The organism is Bradyrhizobium sp. 215_C5_N1_1, assembly GCF_052075935.1.
In the GTDB taxonomy this organism is placed as follows: Bacteria; Pseudomonadota; Alphaproteobacteria; order Rhizobiales; family Xanthobacteraceae; genus Bradyrhizobium; species Bradyrhizobium barranii.
The window spans coordinates 4,453,272-4,471,248 of the sequence record NZ_CP197228.1; the positions used below are offsets into that span (position 1 = coordinate 4,453,272).

General features: G+C 64.5%; 13 protein-coding genes. 10 read left to right on the forward strand and 3 right to left on the reverse strand.

The annotated features are described in order from the left end of the window. The first annotated feature begins 335 nt into the window (after positions 1-335). From AB7G19_RS21480 to AB7G19_RS21505, 6 genes are read left to right on the forward strand one after another with little or no spacing between them, the layout of a single operon-like run. Positions 336-1,151 carry a sugar phosphate isomerase/epimerase family protein gene (locus AB7G19_RS21480; protein ID WP_063983251.1) on the forward strand — a complete coding sequence of 272 codons (816 nt, stop codon included), beginning with the start codon at positions 336-338 and terminating at the stop codon, positions 1,149-1,151. 30 nt (positions 1,152-1,181) lie between these two features. Next, a complete protein-coding gene (locus AB7G19_RS21485; protein ID WP_208071326.1) occupies positions 1,182-2,819 on the forward strand; it encodes an ABC transporter substrate-binding protein in 1,638 nt (545 codons plus the stop codon). A gap of 3 nt (positions 2,820-2,822) precedes the next feature. After that, on the forward strand, positions 2,823-3,806 hold the full coding sequence (locus tag AB7G19_RS21490) for an ABC transporter ATP-binding protein (RefSeq protein ID WP_166105807.1): 984 nt from the start codon (positions 2,823-2,825) through the stop codon (positions 3,804-3,806). Beyond that, positions 3,803-4,795: an ABC transporter ATP-binding protein gene (locus tag AB7G19_RS21495; protein ID WP_208071328.1), complete on the forward strand. Its 993-nt coding sequence runs from the start codon at positions 3,803-3,805 to the stop codon at positions 4,793-4,795. The genes AB7G19_RS21490 and AB7G19_RS21495 overlap by 4 nt, the downstream gene beginning before the upstream one ends. Further along, complete coding sequence (locus AB7G19_RS21500) at positions 4,795-5,724, forward strand: ABC transporter permease (protein ID WP_014495224.1); 930 nt, start codon at positions 4,795-4,797, stop codon at positions 5,722-5,724. The genes AB7G19_RS21495 and AB7G19_RS21500 overlap by 1 nt, the downstream gene beginning before the upstream one ends. Next, positions 5,721-6,581 (forward strand): ABC transporter permease, encoded by an 861-nt coding sequence (locus AB7G19_RS21505; RefSeq protein ID WP_283016512.1) that lies wholly within the window; start codon positions 5,721-5,723, stop codon positions 6,579-6,581. The genes AB7G19_RS21500 and AB7G19_RS21505 overlap by 4 nt, the downstream gene beginning before the upstream one ends. A gap of 33 nt (positions 6,582-6,614) precedes the next feature. Here the strand turns inward: AB7G19_RS21505 and AB7G19_RS21510 are convergent, their stop codons facing one another. Together AB7G19_RS21510 and AB7G19_RS21515 are read right to left on the reverse strand one after the other, a co-directional pair. Then, complete coding sequence (locus AB7G19_RS21510; RefSeq protein WP_283018873.1) at positions 6,615-7,991, reverse strand: SagB/ThcOx family dehydrogenase; 1,377 nt, start codon at positions 7,989-7,991, stop codon at positions 6,615-6,617. 95 nt (positions 7,992-8,086) lie between these two features. Next, complete coding sequence (locus tag AB7G19_RS21515) at positions 8,087-10,333, reverse strand: TOMM precursor leader peptide-binding protein (RefSeq protein WP_441268060.1); 2,247 nt, start codon at positions 10,331-10,333, stop codon at positions 8,087-8,089. A 917-nt stretch (positions 10,334-11,250) separates the two neighbouring features. On the opposite strand from AB7G19_RS21515, the gene AB7G19_RS21520 reads away from it, so the two are divergent. The 3 genes from AB7G19_RS21520 to AB7G19_RS21530 all read left to right on the forward strand — a co-directional run bounded on the left by AB7G19_RS21520 (position 11,251) and on the right by AB7G19_RS21530 (position 14,718). Continuing rightward, positions 11,251-12,120, forward strand: a complete 870-nt coding sequence (locus tag AB7G19_RS21520) for a VOC family protein (RefSeq protein WP_283016510.1) — start codon at positions 11,251-11,253, stop codon at positions 12,118-12,120. 201 nt (positions 12,121-12,321) lie between these two features. After that, positions 12,322-14,172, forward strand: a complete 1,851-nt coding sequence (gene ilvD / locus AB7G19_RS21525) for a dihydroxy-acid dehydratase (protein WP_283016509.1) — start codon at positions 12,322-12,324, stop codon at positions 14,170-14,172. A gap of 222 nt (positions 14,173-14,394) precedes the next feature. Then, positions 14,395-14,718 (forward strand): hypothetical protein, encoded by a 324-nt coding sequence (locus tag AB7G19_RS21530; protein WP_283016508.1) that lies wholly within the window; start codon positions 14,395-14,397, stop codon positions 14,716-14,718. Between the two features lie 349 nt (positions 14,719-15,067). Here the strand turns inward: AB7G19_RS21530 and AB7G19_RS21535 are convergent, their stop codons facing one another. Then, positions 15,068-15,589: a GNAT family N-acetyltransferase gene (locus tag AB7G19_RS21535; RefSeq protein WP_283016507.1), complete on the reverse strand. Its 522-nt coding sequence runs from the start codon at positions 15,587-15,589 to the stop codon at positions 15,068-15,070. A gap of 151 nt (positions 15,590-15,740) precedes the next feature. Here AB7G19_RS21535 and AB7G19_RS21540 point away from each other — a divergent pair, with 151 nt between their 5' ends. Continuing rightward, entirely contained in the window at positions 15,741-17,963 is a 2,223-nt protein-coding gene (locus AB7G19_RS21540) for a DUF3141 domain-containing protein (RefSeq protein WP_441268061.1), read from the forward strand. The last annotated feature ends 14 nt before the right edge of the window (positions 17,964-17,977 follow it).

The window sequence follows — 17,977 nt, forward strand, 5'->3', positions numbered from 1 at the left end:
GCCCCAGCCTTTGATCCCCCCGCCCCATGCGGTCCCCCAACCCCATGTAGCGCGATCAGAAGGTGATGCCCCTGGAAGGCCGCCGATCGATGCGCGCGATGTACGCGAAGTATGGTTAGGATTCCATTCCGGATCACTACGGACACGAACGCGCTTGATGCTGCACGCTGGTGCATTCGTCCGCATCTGCTGCGATCACTGCTGCCTGAATTCGATGCAGGCGATCGGCGGGGATGTCCACATCAGCGCATCGCCCCGGCACCTGCATTTCACGGGCCTGTCACTTAACTGGTCTAGCGCTGCTCCCGTCATCGCTGACGGTCAAGGAGCAAGCCATGTCGAAGCCGGTGCTGGGCGCAGCATTGTCCATCAAATCGATCCCTGCTCACCGAGATTGGCTTCTGGAACGGCAGCGCGATCTCGAAATCCAGGATTTTTTCCGCGCGGATTTGCTCGACGGCGATTGGCGGAGTGCGGCCAGCGAGATCAAGCAGATGCTCTCGGGCCATACCGGCCGGCTCGGCATTCACGGCCCGTTCTGGGGCTTCAAGATCGACAGCCATGATCCCTTGATCCGCAAGGCGGTGACGAAGCGCCTGCTCCAGGGCCTCGATGCCGCGGAATTCCTCGGTGCGACGCAGATGGTGATCCATTCACCGTTCACGACCTGGGACCACAACAATCTCGACCTCTATCCCGATAACCGCGGCAATCTCGTCGAACGCGTCAAGACGACGCTTGCCGAGGTGATCGCGCGCGCCGAGACGATCGGCTGCGAGGTCGTCATCGAGAACATCGAGGACAAGGATCCGCGCGACCGCGTGCGCCTCGCTAAGGCGCTCGAAAGCAACAAGGTCCGCGTCTCCCTCGATACCGGCCACGCCAACTACGCCCACATCTCCACCGGCGCACCGCCGGTCGATTACTACGTCGAGACCGCCGGCGACATGCTGACGCATGTGCACCTCCAGGACACCGACGGCTTTGCCGACCGGCACTGGGCGCCGGGCGAAGGCAACATCCCGTGGGTGGCCGTGTTCCGCGCTCTGGGCCGGCTGACCTCCAACCCGCGGCTGATCCTCGAACTCCGCAATCACGACGACGTTCGCGCCGGCGCAGCCCATCTGGCCGCGCTCGGTCTCGCTGAATAACCGGCATCACAAAGGTCAGGGCTTATCGTCATGAGCAAACTCACCCGTCGCACCATCCTGAAGTCCGGCGGCGCTGCCGCGGGCACGCTTCTCCTGCCGCGCTTCGCGATCGGGCAGGCGGACAACCGTCCGTCGGTGACGATCGCCGTGCAGAAGGTGACGAATTCGAACGTGCTCGACGTGCTGCGCGAGCAATCGAACGTCGGCGAGCGCGTGTTCTTCTCCTCGATCTGGGAGGGCCTGATCTCCAAGAACTGGCGTGGCAGCCTGGAGGCCGTGCCGGGCCTCGCCACCGAGTGGCGTCGCATCGACGACCAGACCGTCGAGGTGAAGCTGCGCCAGGGCGTGAAGTTCCACAATAGCGACGAGCTGACGGCCGAAGACGTCGTCTTCACCTTCAGCCGCGAGCGCATGTTCGGCGAGACCGAGGCCAAGAGCCGTTCCACCATCCAGGCCTTCGAGAAGATCCCGACGCCGCGCCCGGGCAAGGAACTGCCGCCTGATGTGCCGGCGGTTGCCCGCCGCATCTGGCCGGACCTCGTGCGCGTCGATGCCGTCGACAAGTACACGGTGCGCTTCTACAACGCGACGCCCGACGTCACGATCGAGGGCCGGCTGTCGCGCTACGGCTCCGACATCATGAACCGCCGCGCCTGGGAGCAGTCCGCGAGCTATCTCGACTGGGCGCGCAAGCCGATCACGACGGGCCCGTACAAGGTCGTCGAACTCAAGCCCGACGTGTCGCTGACCCTCGAGGCGCATGACGAATATTGGGGTGGCCGGCCGCCGCTCAAGCGCATCCGTTTCCTCGAAGTGCCCGAGGTCGCGAGCCGCATCAACGGCCTGCTGTCGGGCGAATACCAGTTCGCCTGCGACATCCCGCCGGACCAGATTGCCGGAATCGAGAAGAACGCAGCGTTCGAAGTGCAGGGCGGCACCATCCTCAATCACCGCCTGACCGTATTCGACAAGAACCACGCCGTGCTCGCCAATCCCCTGGTGCGGCGCGCCTTCACCCACGCGATCGACCGCCAGGCGATCGTCGACAGCCTGTGGGCGGGCCGGACCCGCGTGCCGAAGGGCCTGCAGTGGGAATTCTACGGTGACATGTTCAACGCCGACTGGAGCGTGCCGGCCTACGATCCGAAGCTCGCGCAGGATCTGTTGAAGCAGGCCAACTACAAGGGCGATCCGATTCCCTATCGCCTGCTCAACAACTACTACACCAACCAGGTTGCGACCGCCCAGGTGCTGGTCGAGATGTGGAAGTCGGTCGGCCTCAACGTCCAGATCGAGACCAAGGAGAACTGGTCGCAGATCATGGAACGCGCGCCGACCCGCGCGGTACGCGACTGGTCGAACTCGGCTGCCTTCAACGATCCCGTCTCGTCGCTGGTCGCCCAGCACGGCCCGAACGGCCAGCAGCAGCAGATCGGCGAGTGGACCAACGCCGAACTGAACAAGCTTTCGGAGTTCCTGGAGACCTCGACCGACCGGGCCGCCCGCAAGAAGGCGTTCCGCCGCATGCTGGAGATCGCCGAGCGCGAGGATCCCGCCTATACGGTGCTGCACCAGAACGCGACCTTCACCGCGAAGCCGAAGTCGATCAAGTGGAAGGCGTCGCCGGCATTCGCGATGGATTTCCGCGCCGGCAATTTCGAGGCGTAAGTGGTGACGCCGCTGGTCAGCATCCAGGGCCTCAGCGTCGCCTTCAACGGCGTCCCGGTCCTGCGCGGCGTCGATCTCACCTTGCAGAAGGGCGAGGCTCTCGGCCTCGTCGGCGAGTCCGGCTCCGGCAAGTCAGTGACGTGGCTTGCTGCGCTCGGCCTCTTGCCGCGGCATGCAAAAGTCTCGGGCTCCGTGCGGCTCGACGGACGCGAAATCCTCGGCGCACCCACGGGTGAGCTTGACCGGGTGCGGGGCGGGCGGGTCGCCATGATTTTTCAGGACCCCGCAAGCGCACTCAATCCGGTGCTCACCATTCGCAAGCAGCTCTGCGAGGCTTTGGCGCTGCATCGCGCTCTCTCGGGCGAGGCGGTGAGAGCCGAAGCGCGGCGGCTGCTCGATCTCGTCGGCATTCCCGATGCGGCGCGGCGGCTCGAAGCCTATCCGCACGAATTCTCGGGCGGCCAGGTCCAGCGCATCATGATCGCGATGGCGCTGGCCGGAAATCCCGATCTCCTCGTCGCGGACGAGCCGACCACGGCGCTCGACGCCACCATCCAGGCGCAGATTTTGGAGCTGCTCTCGACCATCCGCCGCGAGATGAGCATGGCGATGGTGCTGATCAGCCATGATCTCGGCGTCGTCGCGGAAAACTGCGACCGCGTCGCCGTGATGTATGCCGGCCGCATCGTCGAGCAGGCGCCCGCCAATCAGCTCTTTGCCGATCCGGTGCATCCCTACGCGCAGGGCCTGATCGGCGCACTGCCGCCGCTCGACGGACCGCGTCGACGTCTCACGGCCATTCCGGGGACCGTTCCCGATCCCGCGCACATGCCAAGCGGCTGCGCCTTCGCGCCGCGCTGCGCGCTGGCGGCCGAGCCGTGCGGACTTGCCGTGCCGAGCCTGGCGCCGATCGCGAATGATCGCGTGGTCGCCTGCATCCGGGCTGAAGCTTCGCGCCGTGCGCTGCTCGGGATCGCCGCCGAATGAGCGGGCCGCTCGTCGAGATGTCCTCGATCTCGCGCAGCTACGCGATGCGCTCCGGGATGTTCGGCCGCAGCACAGCGGTTCACGCGGTCGACGGCTTGTCACTTGCGATCCGCAAGGGCGAAACACTGGGCCTCGTCGGCGAGTCCGGCTCGGGCAAATCGACCACGGGTCGTATCGTGCTTGGCCTCGAGCCGCCCGATCGCGGCGAGGTGCGGTTCGACGGCAAGATGATGGCCGCGCCAGGCACGAAGGCGTGGCGCGCGCAGCGGGCGCGCATGCAAATGATCTTCCAGGATCCGCTGGGGGCGCTGGACCGGCGGTTGCCGGTCGCAGCCCAGATCCGCGAACCCCTGGACATTCACGGTCTCGGCACGCCGGCCGAACGCGAGGAGCGTGTCCGCGAATTGCTGCGCGCCGTCGAGCTGACGCCGGCGCATGGCGCGCGCTATCCGGGCGCGCTCTCCGGCGGCCAGCGTCAGCGTATTGTGCTGGCGCGGGCACTGGCGACAAAGCCCGATTTCCTCGTCTGCGACGAGCCGGTCAGTGCGCTCGACGTCTCGATCCAGGCGCAGGTGGTGAACCTGCTTTGCGATCTCCAGGCGCAGCTCGGGTTGACGTTGCTGTTCATCAGCCACGATCTACGCGTTGTCAGGCAGATCAGCAATGTCGTCGCCGTGATGTATCTCGGCCGCATCGTCGAGATCGGCAGCGCCGATGATCTCTTCGCGCGTCCCGAACACCCCTATACGCAGGCGCTGGTCTCGGCGTCACCCGCGCCCGGCCGCCGCAGCGCGGGCCGCATCGTGCTGGCAGGCGATCCGCCGAACCCGGCGGCGCGGCCCCAAGGCTGTGCCTTCCATCCGCGCTGCCCGCGCGCTATCGCGCGCTGCGCGAGCGAGGTCCCGGCGCTGTCGGCCGTCAGCGGTGACAGGCAAGTCGCCTGCCATCTCGTGACGGGGCCGCAGGCCGAGACGCGGGACGCGGCCTGATGGGACGCTACCTTGCCATTCGGATTGGACGCGCGGCGCTGACGATCGTGCTCGTCGTCACCTTCGCCTTCGTTGTGCTGCGCCTCTCCGGCGATCCCGCGCTGATGATCCTGGGACCTGAGGCGCCGCCGGAAGTGCTCGCTGCTTTCCGTAAGGCCTGGGGGCTCGATGATCCCATCTGGTTCCAGTACCTCGACTACTTCGGCGCCATCGCCAAGGGCGAGCTCGGCCGCTCCATGCGCGACGGGCGACCGGCGATCGAGCTCGTGCTGGAGCGGATTCCGGCAACGCTGGCGCTGACGCTGCCGGCCTTCTTCTTCAAGGTCGCCCTCGGCATTCCCGCCGGCATCTACGCGGCGCTGCACCGCGGCTCGGGAATCGATCGCGCCGTGATGATGACGGCGGTCGCCGGCTTCACCGTGCCGAGTTTCGTCCTTGCGCTGCTGCTCGTGCTCGTCTTCGCCGTTCAGCTCGGCTGGTTGCCGTCGGGCGGGCAGGACAGCTGGCGTCACGCCATCCTGCCAATCGTGACACTCAGCCTCGGCGGCGCCGCGGTGCTGGCGCGCTTCACCCGCAGCGCCATGCTGGAGGTGCTGGGCCAGCCCTATATCCGCACCGCCTCGGCCAAGGGCGTGCCGTGGCGCAAGGTGGTGACGTCGCATGCGCTGCCGAACGCGGCGATCCCGACCGTCACCATTCTCGGTTTCATGGTGGGCACGCTGATCGCCGGTGCGGTCGTGGTCGAGAGCGTGTTTGCCTGGCCGGGAGTAGGGCGCCTGCTGGTCGTCGCCGTCGCCAACCGCGACCTCGCCGTCGTGCAGTGCATCCTGTTGCTGGTCGCGATGACCATGGTCACGTCCAATCTGATCGTCGATTTCCTCTACGGCTTCCTCGATCCGCGCCTCCGCGCCAAGGGAGCGCACGCATGACCGATGCGACGCTGAAGGATACGGCTGTCCGCCGCCGCATCAGCCTGCCGGCCATTCCAGTCTCGGTCGGGCTAGCGATCTCCTGGATCGTGGCGATGCTAGTGATCGCGGCGTTCGCCGAGAAAATCGCGCCTTACAGCTTCACCCAGCTCGACCTGCGCAACCGGCTGGCTGCTCCCGGCAATGTCGCGCACTGGCTCGGCACCGACGAGCTTGGCCGCGACGTGCTGTCGCGGCTCCTCGTCTCGATCCGCATCTCGCTGTTGATCGCCTTCGGCGCGACCGCGATCTCGGCGATCGTCGGCACCACGCTCGGCTTCCTTGCCGCGCATTTCCGCGGGGCCGTCGAGCAGTTCGTGCTGATGCTGACCGACTTCCAGGCCAGCATGCCGTTCCTGATCATGGCGCTCGCGGTGCTCGCCTTCTTCGGCAATTCGCTGCCGCTGCTGATCGGCCTGATGGGGCTGTTCGGCTGGGAGCGCTATGCCCGCATCGCCCGCGGCCTCGCCATCTCCGCCAATGCGCAAGGCTATGCCGCGGCCGTCCGCCAGCTCGGTGCGACGCCGTCGCGGATTTACTTGCGCCACATCCTGCCCAACATCGCCTCGACCCTGATCGTTTCGACCACGCTGGTTTTCCCCGAGGTGATCCTGATGGAATCCGGCCTGTCCTTCCTCGGCCTCGGCGTGCAGCCGCCGATGACCAGCCTCGGCAACATGGTCGGCTATGGCCGGGAGTACCTGACCCGGGCGCCCTGGATCATGCTGGCGCCGGCGACCACCATCGTGATCACCACGCTGGCCGTCTCCGTGATCGGCGACTGGCTGCGCGACCGGCTCGATCCGACCTTGCAATAGGGCGACTGGCCTGACGCCGTCGGACACCCGCTTCTAGCCTTGGACCTCCGGCGTCCTGCCGCGCCCGAGCGCGAATTGACCGACCGGGCCCTCGATATGGAATTCCAACTCCGTCATTTTCGCGAACAGATCGATGTTGGTGCTGCCAATGGCGCAGCCGCCGAGGCCCATATCGGTTGCCGTCAGGTAGAGCGTCTGAATCAGGCTGCCGACATCCTTCAGGATCAGCGAATATGCGATTGAGCTGTATTTCCAGGAGATCCGCCCAAAACGCGCCGCGATCGTGATGAGGATTTGTGGCTGACCCGGCGCGTCCATGGCGAACTGGGCAGCCGCCAAATGCGCCTGGAGTTGTTGGGGGGAGGCGCTGATCGCGACTAGCGCGTGGCTCCCTGCATCGTAGTGGTAGAGCCCGCGCGCAAGCCCGTCGCAGTTCGCGACGGTAAGGTACAATTCCAGCTCGTACGCGCTGCCCGCCGACGGATAAGGCCTTGTGCTGTAGGTGACGTCGGAACCGCCTTCGAAATACGGCTCGCTCTTCCACTCGGACAAGACGCGCGCGCTGGTGTCGAGAAACTGCGCGAGTTCGCCGAGCGTGACCGGATTCTTGTCGTCGAAATCCCGCGTTGAATGGCGTTCGCGCAACAGCTTCGGGAAGCGGGAGTTCGGCTCCGGGGAGGAGAATTTGCGCAGGTCAATCTTGCTGCCGGCCCAGGGCGGACGCACCGCTGGCGACGGCGGAACGATGCCGGCATAGGTGAAGGCGGCGCCGACCGGATTGGCTTGCCGACCCTCCGTGCTCCGCGTGTGAAACACCAGATCGTGGAAATCCCAGAGTACGAGGTTGCCGTCGCCTTCGTTCACCCGCAGGCCTTGTCCGTCTTTCGCATCGAGCTTGAGCAGGATCTGGCTGTCCAGCAACAGTTCGAGCAGATGGAGGGTGGAGGAAGCCACCTTCTGGTTGAGCTTGCCGATCTTCCGGGGCTGCGACAGCGCCGCAAGGGTGGCGGCGATGGCGGGATCGCCAATCCGGAACAACGCGCCGGCGCATGGCGATTCCAGCACCAGCTCGTTGCCGCGCCGACGGAGAAAGGCAAAGCGCGATAGCACAATGGTGTCACGACTGCCCAGCTTCGCGCGCCGCGGCCAGTATTCGGGGACTTGGGGCTCGATGACCACGAAGTCCTGCGTGTTACGCGACGAGGAGAGGCGGTATTCCAGAAGCCCCTGCCGGGCCAGGCGACGTACCAGGGCGTCGACGTCTCTCGCGAGGGCGCTCTTGCCCGCAAAGGACGCGAGCGGAAGGCCGGTGCTCAGATGTCGCGCGCAGTCCATCGCGGCCGCGCTGAATTGTCCGAGGTTGACGGAATAGTCGCCCAGAATGGCGGTGATGTTTCCGTCCGGCTGCATCTGGAGGGAGAAATGATGGCTCAACCGGGCGGCAATGTCTGGCGCGATCTTCCTGGTCGGCTTTTTCCGGGGAGCGCGCACGAAAGAGCAACCCTTCAGGTGTGTGGAAGGAATGAAGTCAGATCGCTTTCCGGTCGCGGCCGGTCCAACAATCCGAGCTTCACCGGCACATCGTAAAGGCGACCCGGTGCGAAACGGCGATAGAAATGACGCAGGCCGGGAACGAGGACTCTGACGACCGGAACCTCGACGTCGGGACGTGTCTGGTCGAGGACGAGGAAATCGTAGCCTGCACGGGCGGCGATCTCGACGCAGGCAATGACCTGGTCACGCGTATTGTCGTGAAGCTTGAGGCTCGGCGCTGGGGGGACGATCGGGTGGTCGCTCGGTGTCAGGAACGGGTAGTCTTCCAGGCGCAGCGGCGTGACACCGTCGAGGGTCGGCTTCTCGCCGCTTGCGCCGCCCATCATGCCGACGGACATAAATTGGGTCAGTTCGGTGAGGGATCGCAGCAGCGCTATATGGCGGTCGAAATGCGCGCCGGAACCGAACTCGATATTCTCGTGTCCATTCTGCATCCAGTGCATGATCGCCACGTAAGTCGGAATGCCGAGGTCCGTGGTGATGTCGAGCACCCAGAGCTTGCGCCCGGCTTCCGCAAATTGAGCCTGGAGATCCCGAACATAGAAATCGTCGAATTGCCCGAGATCGACCTCGGCGCGTTGCACCCGGTTGTACCACCAGATCGCGTAGGCATCGCGCTCGATCAGTTCGAGGAAGCCCTGAACGATGGCTTCGTCGCGGGTGTTGCCGGCCGCGCAGCCGTTGGAATCCGTATGAAAGCCGCCATAGAAGAAGTACAGGAGGCCGGTCGGCAGATATTTGAAGCGTTTGTCGCGCAACGACGAGACCGGCGACCACTCGGTCCTCGTCGAGGGATCGAACGGCTCGGGCACCGGATGGGGATCGTCCGGCTGCTGCAGAAACCTGGTCTTGAACTGCGTTTCGCTGAAGAGCTGGACGTCGTTGGGAAGAAGCGCGTCGCCAGGCGCGAAATCGATGAAGCGGCGCGTCGTCCTGATCTCATCGCCCTGGAAAATGCCCGAATAGCGTTCGATCGATTCCATCAGCGCGCTGGCTTCACCCTGCTCGGCGGTCGAGCCCTTGCCAAAACTGCCGCCGCTCAATCCGGACCTGAGCTGGTCGATGCTGTGGGCCGGCGCGGAGAAATTGTGCTGGGCGAAGTAATTGGTGTTCATCGGCAGGTCGACGTCGATCCGCTCGAGCCGGGTGACCACGCCGGTCAGCGGGCTCACATGCTTGCGGAAGCGCGACACCGTCGACCGCGACGTCACGGTGCGATATCCACCGCTGGTCATGACGAGTCTCTTGCCCTCGGCAATCTCGACCAGGGCCGGAGATCGGCGCGGGTTGTTCAGCTTCCTGCTGCCGCAGGTCGGACATTGCGGACGTCGCGTCACGTAGTGCTTGGCGATGGCGGCGCCGGTCAGGTCTAAGCTTGCGATGTGATCGCACAAATCGGTGCGAAAATCCGAGGCAATTGCCTTGGCGATCTCGACTGCCGCAAAATGGATTCCAGTCTTGCCGACGCTTTCTCTGACGAGAGGCGACATGGCAACCGCACGCGCCGGTCCCCGGTCAAGAAACCCCTTGATCTCCCGGTTGCGGATCATGCGATCGAACAGGCAGGTCCAGCAGGCGCTCTCGCCCGGTTTGAACATGGGCCCGACCAGCGGAAACGCGCCGGACGGCTGTACCAGCAACCAGGACGTCTTGCCGGCCACGCGTTCCTGGTTCAGTTCGGCAAGTCGCCCGTCAAGATAATCGTTCACCAGCGTGATCGTGAGCCTCGGCGAGCGCTTGGCGATTTGAACGCCGAGCTTACCCAAGGCCGCGGTCAGCTCCTTGGCGCCTTTGACGTCAATCGACTCGACCTGAACGGGGCAATTGCGAAGATTTTGTTCGGCGATCTCCAAGGGCATGCCGAGGCTTGCCAGGAAACCGCCGACGGCGTCGTCGAACGCTTTCGGGGTCCGCGCAACGACATATCGGCGATCGAGCAGCCGCTTGATTGCTTCCTCGATCTTGTCGGCCGGGAAGCGCTTCGAAAGCTGGCGAATGATCTCCGACCTGGCCTTGCCGTGTTGCCCGATCGCACTGGCGAGGGCGCAGTAGAGCTCGCCGTGCAGGAAGAATTTGCGGTTCTCGGAATAGAGACAAACCGCATCGGGAGGCAGCAAGTAAGCGGTGAAATTCGGTGCAAATCGGAGAATGTCTTTGCGGGTCTGCCGCGCAACGCGGGTCTTGCGAGTTGCAGTCATTGAGTCAGCACGCTGATCCTGTTGCCGTCACGCTAGATCCCCGGCGCAAGATGGATCGTCGCGACCGCGCGCCGGCATTTTCCCAGAGAATTGAAACGAATTCAGCCGTCACCCGCAAGCCGCCGATGCAAGCGTCGTAGCGAATTCAAGCAATTGGCCGGACCCTTTCTTGAGGCCGGCCAATGACCTATCAACCCGTGAATTTGACATTCGGAATGCGCCGGGGTCTAGCACACGCGGCAGCGGCCCCACGATGCGCAGCAACCCGCGCATGATACGGCGCATCCCACCACACCAACGCCACAGCCGACAGCACAGCCAACTGCACAACCCGCACATCGGCAACCGACGCCACATCGACAACCACGGCAAGCCCGACAGCCTCCGCAGCCGCGGCAACCGCCGCATCCGCGCCATGCCAGCTGCACGCGGCTACCGGCGTTTTCCTTGTCGAAGAGATGGAAGGTGGCCAGGCTGACGTCAGCCATTTCCTCTTCATCGAGCGTGATTGCCTGGCCCGTTCCAAGGTGCGGCAATTGTTGTACGTCGGGTGTCGGCACGGCGGACGCCGATGCGCCTCCCGCCAGCGAGAACGTCAACCCTGCGGCTCCGAACGCCGGCACGGCGACTTTGCTTACTCGCTTCTTCCCTTTAGAAGTCTTCTTCGCCTGCCGCATGGTCGAACCTCCGAGCATTGCAAGAAGTATCCCAGCCGCGGTAAGTCTACGCCCAGGAAATAACGCGGGCAACAATTACGCGCACAAAAGCGCGGCGCTGCACGTTCGGGATGTATTCATCTTCATGAACGGCAATCAGCACGGCCGGTTGACACAACGCGTCAACGATCCACGCTCTCGGTGCGCGTGCAACTTGGTGCAGTGCCGCAATCGCTTCCAGGTTTGAACGGAGAGATCGGCGTGGCGGATCAACTCGGACGTTTCGCTTGGTACGAACTGCTGACCACGGACGTCGCGGCGGCGGGCGCATTCTATCGCAAGGTCGTCGGCTGGGGCGTGAAGGATGAATCGACTCCGGAACTGCCTTACACGGTGCTTCGTAGCGGCGGCATCCCGCTGGGCGGCCTTATGGATATCCCGGAAGAGGGGCGGAGATCGGGGGCAACGCCGAGATGGATGGGTTACGTCGCTGTCGACGACCTGGACGGGGCTGCCGCGCAGATCAGGCGTCTCGAAGGCGCGATCTTTGTGCCGCCGACCGACACCAATATTGGCCGAATAGCAGTCGCTGCCGATCCGCAGAAAGCGACGTTCGGGCTGATCGAGAAACCGACATATGGCCGATGGAAACCGGGCCGGCTGGACGAGCCGGGGCGCGTAGGCTGGCATGAGCTATTGGCCGCCGACCGGACCGTGATCTTCGATTTCTACAGCAAACTATTTGGTTGGCAGAAGGCTGACGCTCAAACCGATCCAGCGGACTGGTATCAATTGTTTTCGGCGGGGGGGCAAACGGTCGGCGGCATGCTGACGAAACTTTCGAGCGTAGCGCAGCCATGTTGGCTGCATTACTTCAATGTCGACGACATCGGCGCGGCGACGAAGCATGTGAATGCTGGTGGAGGCCGGATCCTCCAGGGTCCGATCGAATTGCCTGATGGCTGCTGGATCGCACGATGTGTGGATCCCCAAGGCGCCCTGTTTGCACTGCAGGGTGCCGGGGGGCATGCAGGCATCGAGCCATTCTCGGCCTCGGAAGTCGGGTGGTCCGCCAAGTGGGGCGGCATTGCCTCCCAGGGGAGAATTGTGCTGCCCAAGCCGAAGCGCTAGCTGCTGCAGCGTCCGTCCGGCGCTGGCGCGACCCTGCAATAACCCGCGCCGGGAGCAGGGGAGGCCTGCGCTGGGCCGATCCGGGCCGTTTCGGGGCAAGTTCCCGTTGCGCGCGCCCAGCCCGTGCGCTATCCGGCCGGAAAGGCCTGAGGCGGCTTCCATTTTTCCGCCCGGCTGACCCAACCGAGGACGGAAACCGCCATGCCAGCCTATCGCTCCCGCACCACCACCCACGGCCGCAACATGGCGGGCGCCCGCGGCCTCTGGCGCGCGACGGGCATGAAGGATGCCGATTTCGGCAAGCCGATCATCGCGGTCGTCAACTCGTTCACCCAGTTCGTCCCCGGCCACGTCCACCTCAAGGACCTCGGCCAGCTCGTCGCCCGCGAGATCGAGCAGGCCGGCGGTGTCGCCAAGGAATTCAACACCATCGCGGTCGATGACGGCATCGCCATGGGCCATGACGGCATGCTCTACAGCCTGCCGTCGCGCGAATTGATCGCCGACAGCGTCGAATACATGGCCAACGCGCACTGCGCCGACGGCCTCGTCTGCATCTCCAACTGCGACAAGATCACGCCCGGCATGCTGATGGCCGCGCTGCGGCTCAACATCCCCGCCGTGTTCGTCTCGGGCGGCCCGATGGAGGCCGGCAAGGTCACGCTGCAGGGCAAGACCAAGGCCGTCGACCTCATCGACGCCATGGTGGCGGCCGCCGACTCCAAGGTCAGCGACGAGGACGTCAAGGTGATCGAGCGCTCGGCGTGTCCGACCTGCGGCTCCTGCTCGGGCATGTTCACGGCCAATTCGATGAATTGCCTGACCGAAGCGCTTGGCCTCGCGCTGCCCGGCAACGGCACCGTGGTCGCCACCCATGCCGACCGCAAGCGCCTGTTCGTCGAGGCCGGCCACACCATCGTCGATATCGTGCGCCGCTATTACGAGCAGGACGATGCCTCCGTGCTGCCGCGCAACGTCGCCAACTTCAAGGCGTTCGAGAACGCGATGACGCTGGATATCGCCATGGGCGGCTCGACCAACACCGTGCTGCATCTGCTGGCGGCGGCCCATGAAGGGCAGGTGGAGTTTACCATGCAGGACATCGACCGGCTGTCGCGCCGCGTACCCGTGCTGTGCAAGGTCGCGCCATCGGTCGCCGACGTCCATGTCGAGGACGTGCATCGCGCCGGCGGCATCATGGGCATTCTGGGCGAGCTCGACCGCGCCGGCCTGATCGACACCTCGGTCTCGACCGTGCACGCGCCGACCATGAACGACGCGCTGGAGCGCTGGGACATCAAGCGCTCCAAGAGCGAGTCTGTCCGCACGTTCTTCCGCGCTTCTCCCGGCGGCATCCCGACGCAGGTCGCCTTCAGCCAGGAGCGCCGTTACGACGAGCTCGATAGCGATCGCGAGAAGGGTGTGGTCCGCAACCTCGAGCATGCCTTCAGCAAGGATGGCGGCCTCGCCGTGCTCTACGGCAACCTCGCGCAGGACGGCTGCATCGTGAAGACCGCGGGCGTGGACGCCTCGATCCTGAAATTCTCCGGCCCCGCGCGCGTGTTCGAAAGCCAGGACGCCGCTGTGGAAGGCATTTTGGGCGGCAAGGTCGTCGCCGGCGAGGTCGTGGTCATCATTTACGAAGGTCCGCGCGGCGGCCCCGGCATGCAGGAGATGCTGTATCCGACCAGCTACCTGAAATCGATGGGCCTCGGCAAAGCCTGCGCGCTCGTCACCGACGGACGCTTCTCCGGCGGCTCGTCCGGCCTGTCGATCGGCCATCTGTCGCCGGAAGCGGCGGAAGGCGGCAACATCGGTCTGGTGCGCACCGGCGACCGCATCGCCATCGACATCCCGAAGCGCAGTATCACGCTGGAAGTCTCCGACGAGGAGCTCGCCAAGCGCCGCGCGGCGGAAGAGGCCAAGGGCGATGCCGCCTGGCAGGCTGTGGGCCGCAAGCGCAACGTCTCGACCGCGCTGCAGGCTTACGCTGCGCTCACCACCAGCGCTGCGCGCGGTGCCGTGCGCGAGGTGAAGCGGCGCACGAAGTAAGCGCTGCACCGTCCGCGCCTCGCGCGCATAGTCAACAAGTTCTGAACGGCCGGCGAAAGCCGGCCGTTCGCATTAAGGATGCCTCGACGAAGTTCGGCAACTCGGGATGTTGCAGCGTATACTGCTCGCGACCTTCGCAAATCCATTTTGGGCAACTGGGGCACCACCACAATGTCTCGTACTCTCGCTATCGCTTTCTCAACAGTCGTCGCCGCGATTTCCATGACGAGCGCGGCCTCCGCCGGCTGCTACAATTGCTACGCGCCACCGCCGTGCCAGACCTGCTACCAGCAGCAATACGTGCAGCCGCAATACCGCACCGTCGACGAGACCGTGATGGTGTCGCCCGGCGCGACCGTCGCGCACCGCGCGCCGGCGCAGTACCGCACCGTGATGGTGCCGCAGACCGTGATGGTGGCACCGCCGAGCGTCCAGTATGAACGCATCCCGCCGCAATACGCCACGCGCCAGCGCGTCGAGATGGTTTCGCCCGGCTATTCCTATTACGCGCCGGTGCAGATGGGCTGCGCGTCCTGCGGCTACTGAGCCAACGCAGCGACGAAGAGTTTCGGGCGGCGCTCCTTTGGGGGCGCCGTTTTCTTTTGAGGCAGCAAACGAGGCCCGGAAATGGACGCGAATCCAACCGGGCCTCGCAACCGGCGACGCCCTGGGCGGTGTCGCCAGTGTCCGGGATTGCTGAGGGGCGGCGTGTGTCGGCGGCCGACATGTTGCGAAGCTAGACGAACAGGCTGACGCTCGCCTGACAGATCACGTGCGGCGGAAAATTCAGGCTTGGGGTGAGGGCGCGCGTTTGGAGGTGCCGGTACCAACGGACGGTGGCGCGACGCGCCGCCGCCATTTCTCTCGATGCTGGAGCTCCCGTGCCGGCCGCGTATTAGGACAGCTTCAATGCCATGTGAATTACACCGGGTTCGCGGATCGTTGCGGGCTTGAAGCCAAACTTGTCGAAGACGCGGAGCATCGCTGCGTTCTCCGGTAGCACTTCCGCGGTCAACTCCGTCAAACCGGCCTCGCGGGCGATAGCGATCAGATGGTGCGTCAGCAGCCCGCCAACGCCGCGTCCCTGCCAGGCATCGATCACGACGAAAGCTGCTTCGGCCCGTCCAGGCTCGAATATGACATAGCGACCACCGCCGATGATCATGCTGCGGCTCGCCTCTTCCGTGCACGCAACCAGCGCCACGTGGTTTCTGAAATCGGGTTCCATGAAGAAAGCGCGTTCCCGTTCGGAAAAATGACGCTTCGTCACAAAGAAGCGGCGTTGGAGCGATTGAGCGCTGGTCTCCTCGAGCGCGGCAAGCATGTCGGGCTCATCCTCGGGACGAAGCGCCCGGATATCGACCAATCGTCCGTCGCGTAGTCTCTCCTGGCGGCTGTAATTTGCTGCATCCGGCACTTAAGCTCTCCCGCGGCCCGATTGCGGCGTGCCCCCGCGGGGCGGTTGGTCGATCCCGATTGACGCGAACGCCGTCACCAACCGTTGACCTAAATCAACGTCAGCGACCGCCGACCTTTTTGAATGACCTCGCGCGACGACGAGGTCGAACATGGCGATCAAAGACTTAAAGCTGCCTGATGGCCCGATGTCGGGGCTGGTCGCCTCGGCCGTGGAATACATGGTCGATGCGGGACAGCGCAGCGTCCTGTTCCTGGACATCATGCGCCAGCGCGGCGACCAGTACCGCGATCACGTCGCCCAGACCGCGCCGCATGTGCTGCAATATGCTGCTGAATTGGTCACGGACGGCCGGAAGCTGGACGAACCGGTCAACTACGCGCTGGTGCGCATCGTTCCGCCGAAGGATGTTGAGATCGACATGAGCCGGCGGCCGTTCGTCGTGGTCGATCCGCGCGCCGGCCATGGACCCGGCATCGGCGGCTTCAAGGCCGATAGCGAGATCGGCGTCGCCATGAAGGCGGGGCATCCCTGCTACTTCATCGGCTTCCTTCCGGAGCCTATGCCCGGGCAAACCATCGAACGCATTGCGCGCGCGGAAGCGATCTTTATCGAGACGGTCATCAGCCGTCATCCGGACGCCGACGGAAAGCCCTGTGTGATCGGCAATTGTCAGGCCGGCTGGGCCGTCATGATCCTGGCGTCACTGCGGCCGGAATTATTCGGGCCGCTGATCATCGCCGGTGCGCCGCTGGCTTATTGGGCAGGCGTGCATGGCAAATACCCCATGCGCTATTCCGGCGGCCTGCTGGGCGGAAGCTGGCTCACGGCGCTCACGAGCGATCTCGGTGCCGGCAAGTTCGACGGTGCCTGGCTGGTACAGAATTTCGAGAACCAGAACCCGTCGAATACGCTCTGGACCAAGCAGTACAACGTCTACTCCAAGGTCGATACCGAGGCGGAACGCTATCTCGATTTCGAGCGCTGGTGGGGCGGACACGTCAATCTCAATGCCGAGGAAATCCAGTTCATCGTCGACGAACTCTTCATCGGCAACAATCTCGCCGCCGGTCGGATCGATATGTCCGATGGCCAGAAGGTCGATCTGCGCAACATTCGTTCGCCGATCGTGGTGTTCTGCTCCAAGGGCGACAATGTCACCCCGCCGCAACAGGCGCTGGACTGGATCCTGGACTGCTACGCCGACGTCGACGAGATCAGAGCTTACGGACAGACTATTGTTTATACGGTTCACGAGAGCATCGGCCATCTCGGGATCTTCGTATCCGGCGGCGTGGCCAAGAAGGAGCACGCTGAGTTCTCAAGTAACATCGATCTGATCGACGTGCTGCCGCCAGGACTCTACGAGGCCACGTTCGAGGCCCGTGGCAACGAGACGCTCAATGCGGATCTTGCGGCTGGCCAGTGGGTGATGCGCTGCGAGGCCCGCACGCTGGACGATATCCGCGCAATGGGCGGAAATTCGCCCGAGGATGAGCGGCGCTTCGCTGCGGCCAAGCGTGTCTCGGAGCTAAATCTCGCGGCCTATCAAAAATTCTTGCGGCCGTGGGTGAAGGGCATGGTGACGCCCCAACTCGCGGAATGGGGCCGCAACATGCATCCGCTGCGGCTGCAATACGAGGCGTTCAGCAGCCAGAACCCCTGGATGTCCACGGTCAAATCGGCTGCAGATCGTGTCGAGACAGACCGCAAGCCGGTTTCAAAGGACAATCCATTCCTGTCATTCCAGGAACAAATGTCGAAGCAGATCGTGCACGCGCTGGATAGCTGGCGCGACGCGCAGGAGGCGCTGAGCGAGGCCGTCTTCCTCAACCTCTACGGCTCACCACTGCTCCAGGCCGCGGTCGGCGTCGACCCTAATTCCGTGCCCTCGCGCCACCGGGAGATGTCGCCGGAGCATCGTGCCATGCTCGCGGCACGGATCGCCGAGCTAAAATCGCACATCGGTGAGGGCGGACTCCGCGAAGCGGCCCTCCGTGCGCTGCTTTATGTTGGTTCCGCACGCGGCATGGTTGATGAGCGCAGCATCGAGGCGTTGCGGCAGGTTCGGCGTGACCATGCCGGCGCCCGCATGACGCTGTCGGAATTCAAGACGCTGGTGCGTGAGCAGTTCTTCATGCTGCTTCTTGATCGCGAAGGTGCTCTCGCTGCGATCCCGAAATTGTTGCCCGACGACACCAACCAGCGGCGTGCGGCCTTCGCGGCGATGCGCGAGGTGCTGTCGGCGAGTGAGGACATCACCGGCGAGCGGGCCAATCGCCTGAAGCGCGTCGCCGCGCTCTTCGGTCTGGACGGAGAGGCGGAGTTGACATCGAACGTCGCCCCTTTCGATCCCAAGGCACGGGCGTCGTAACGCGGATTGGCAGG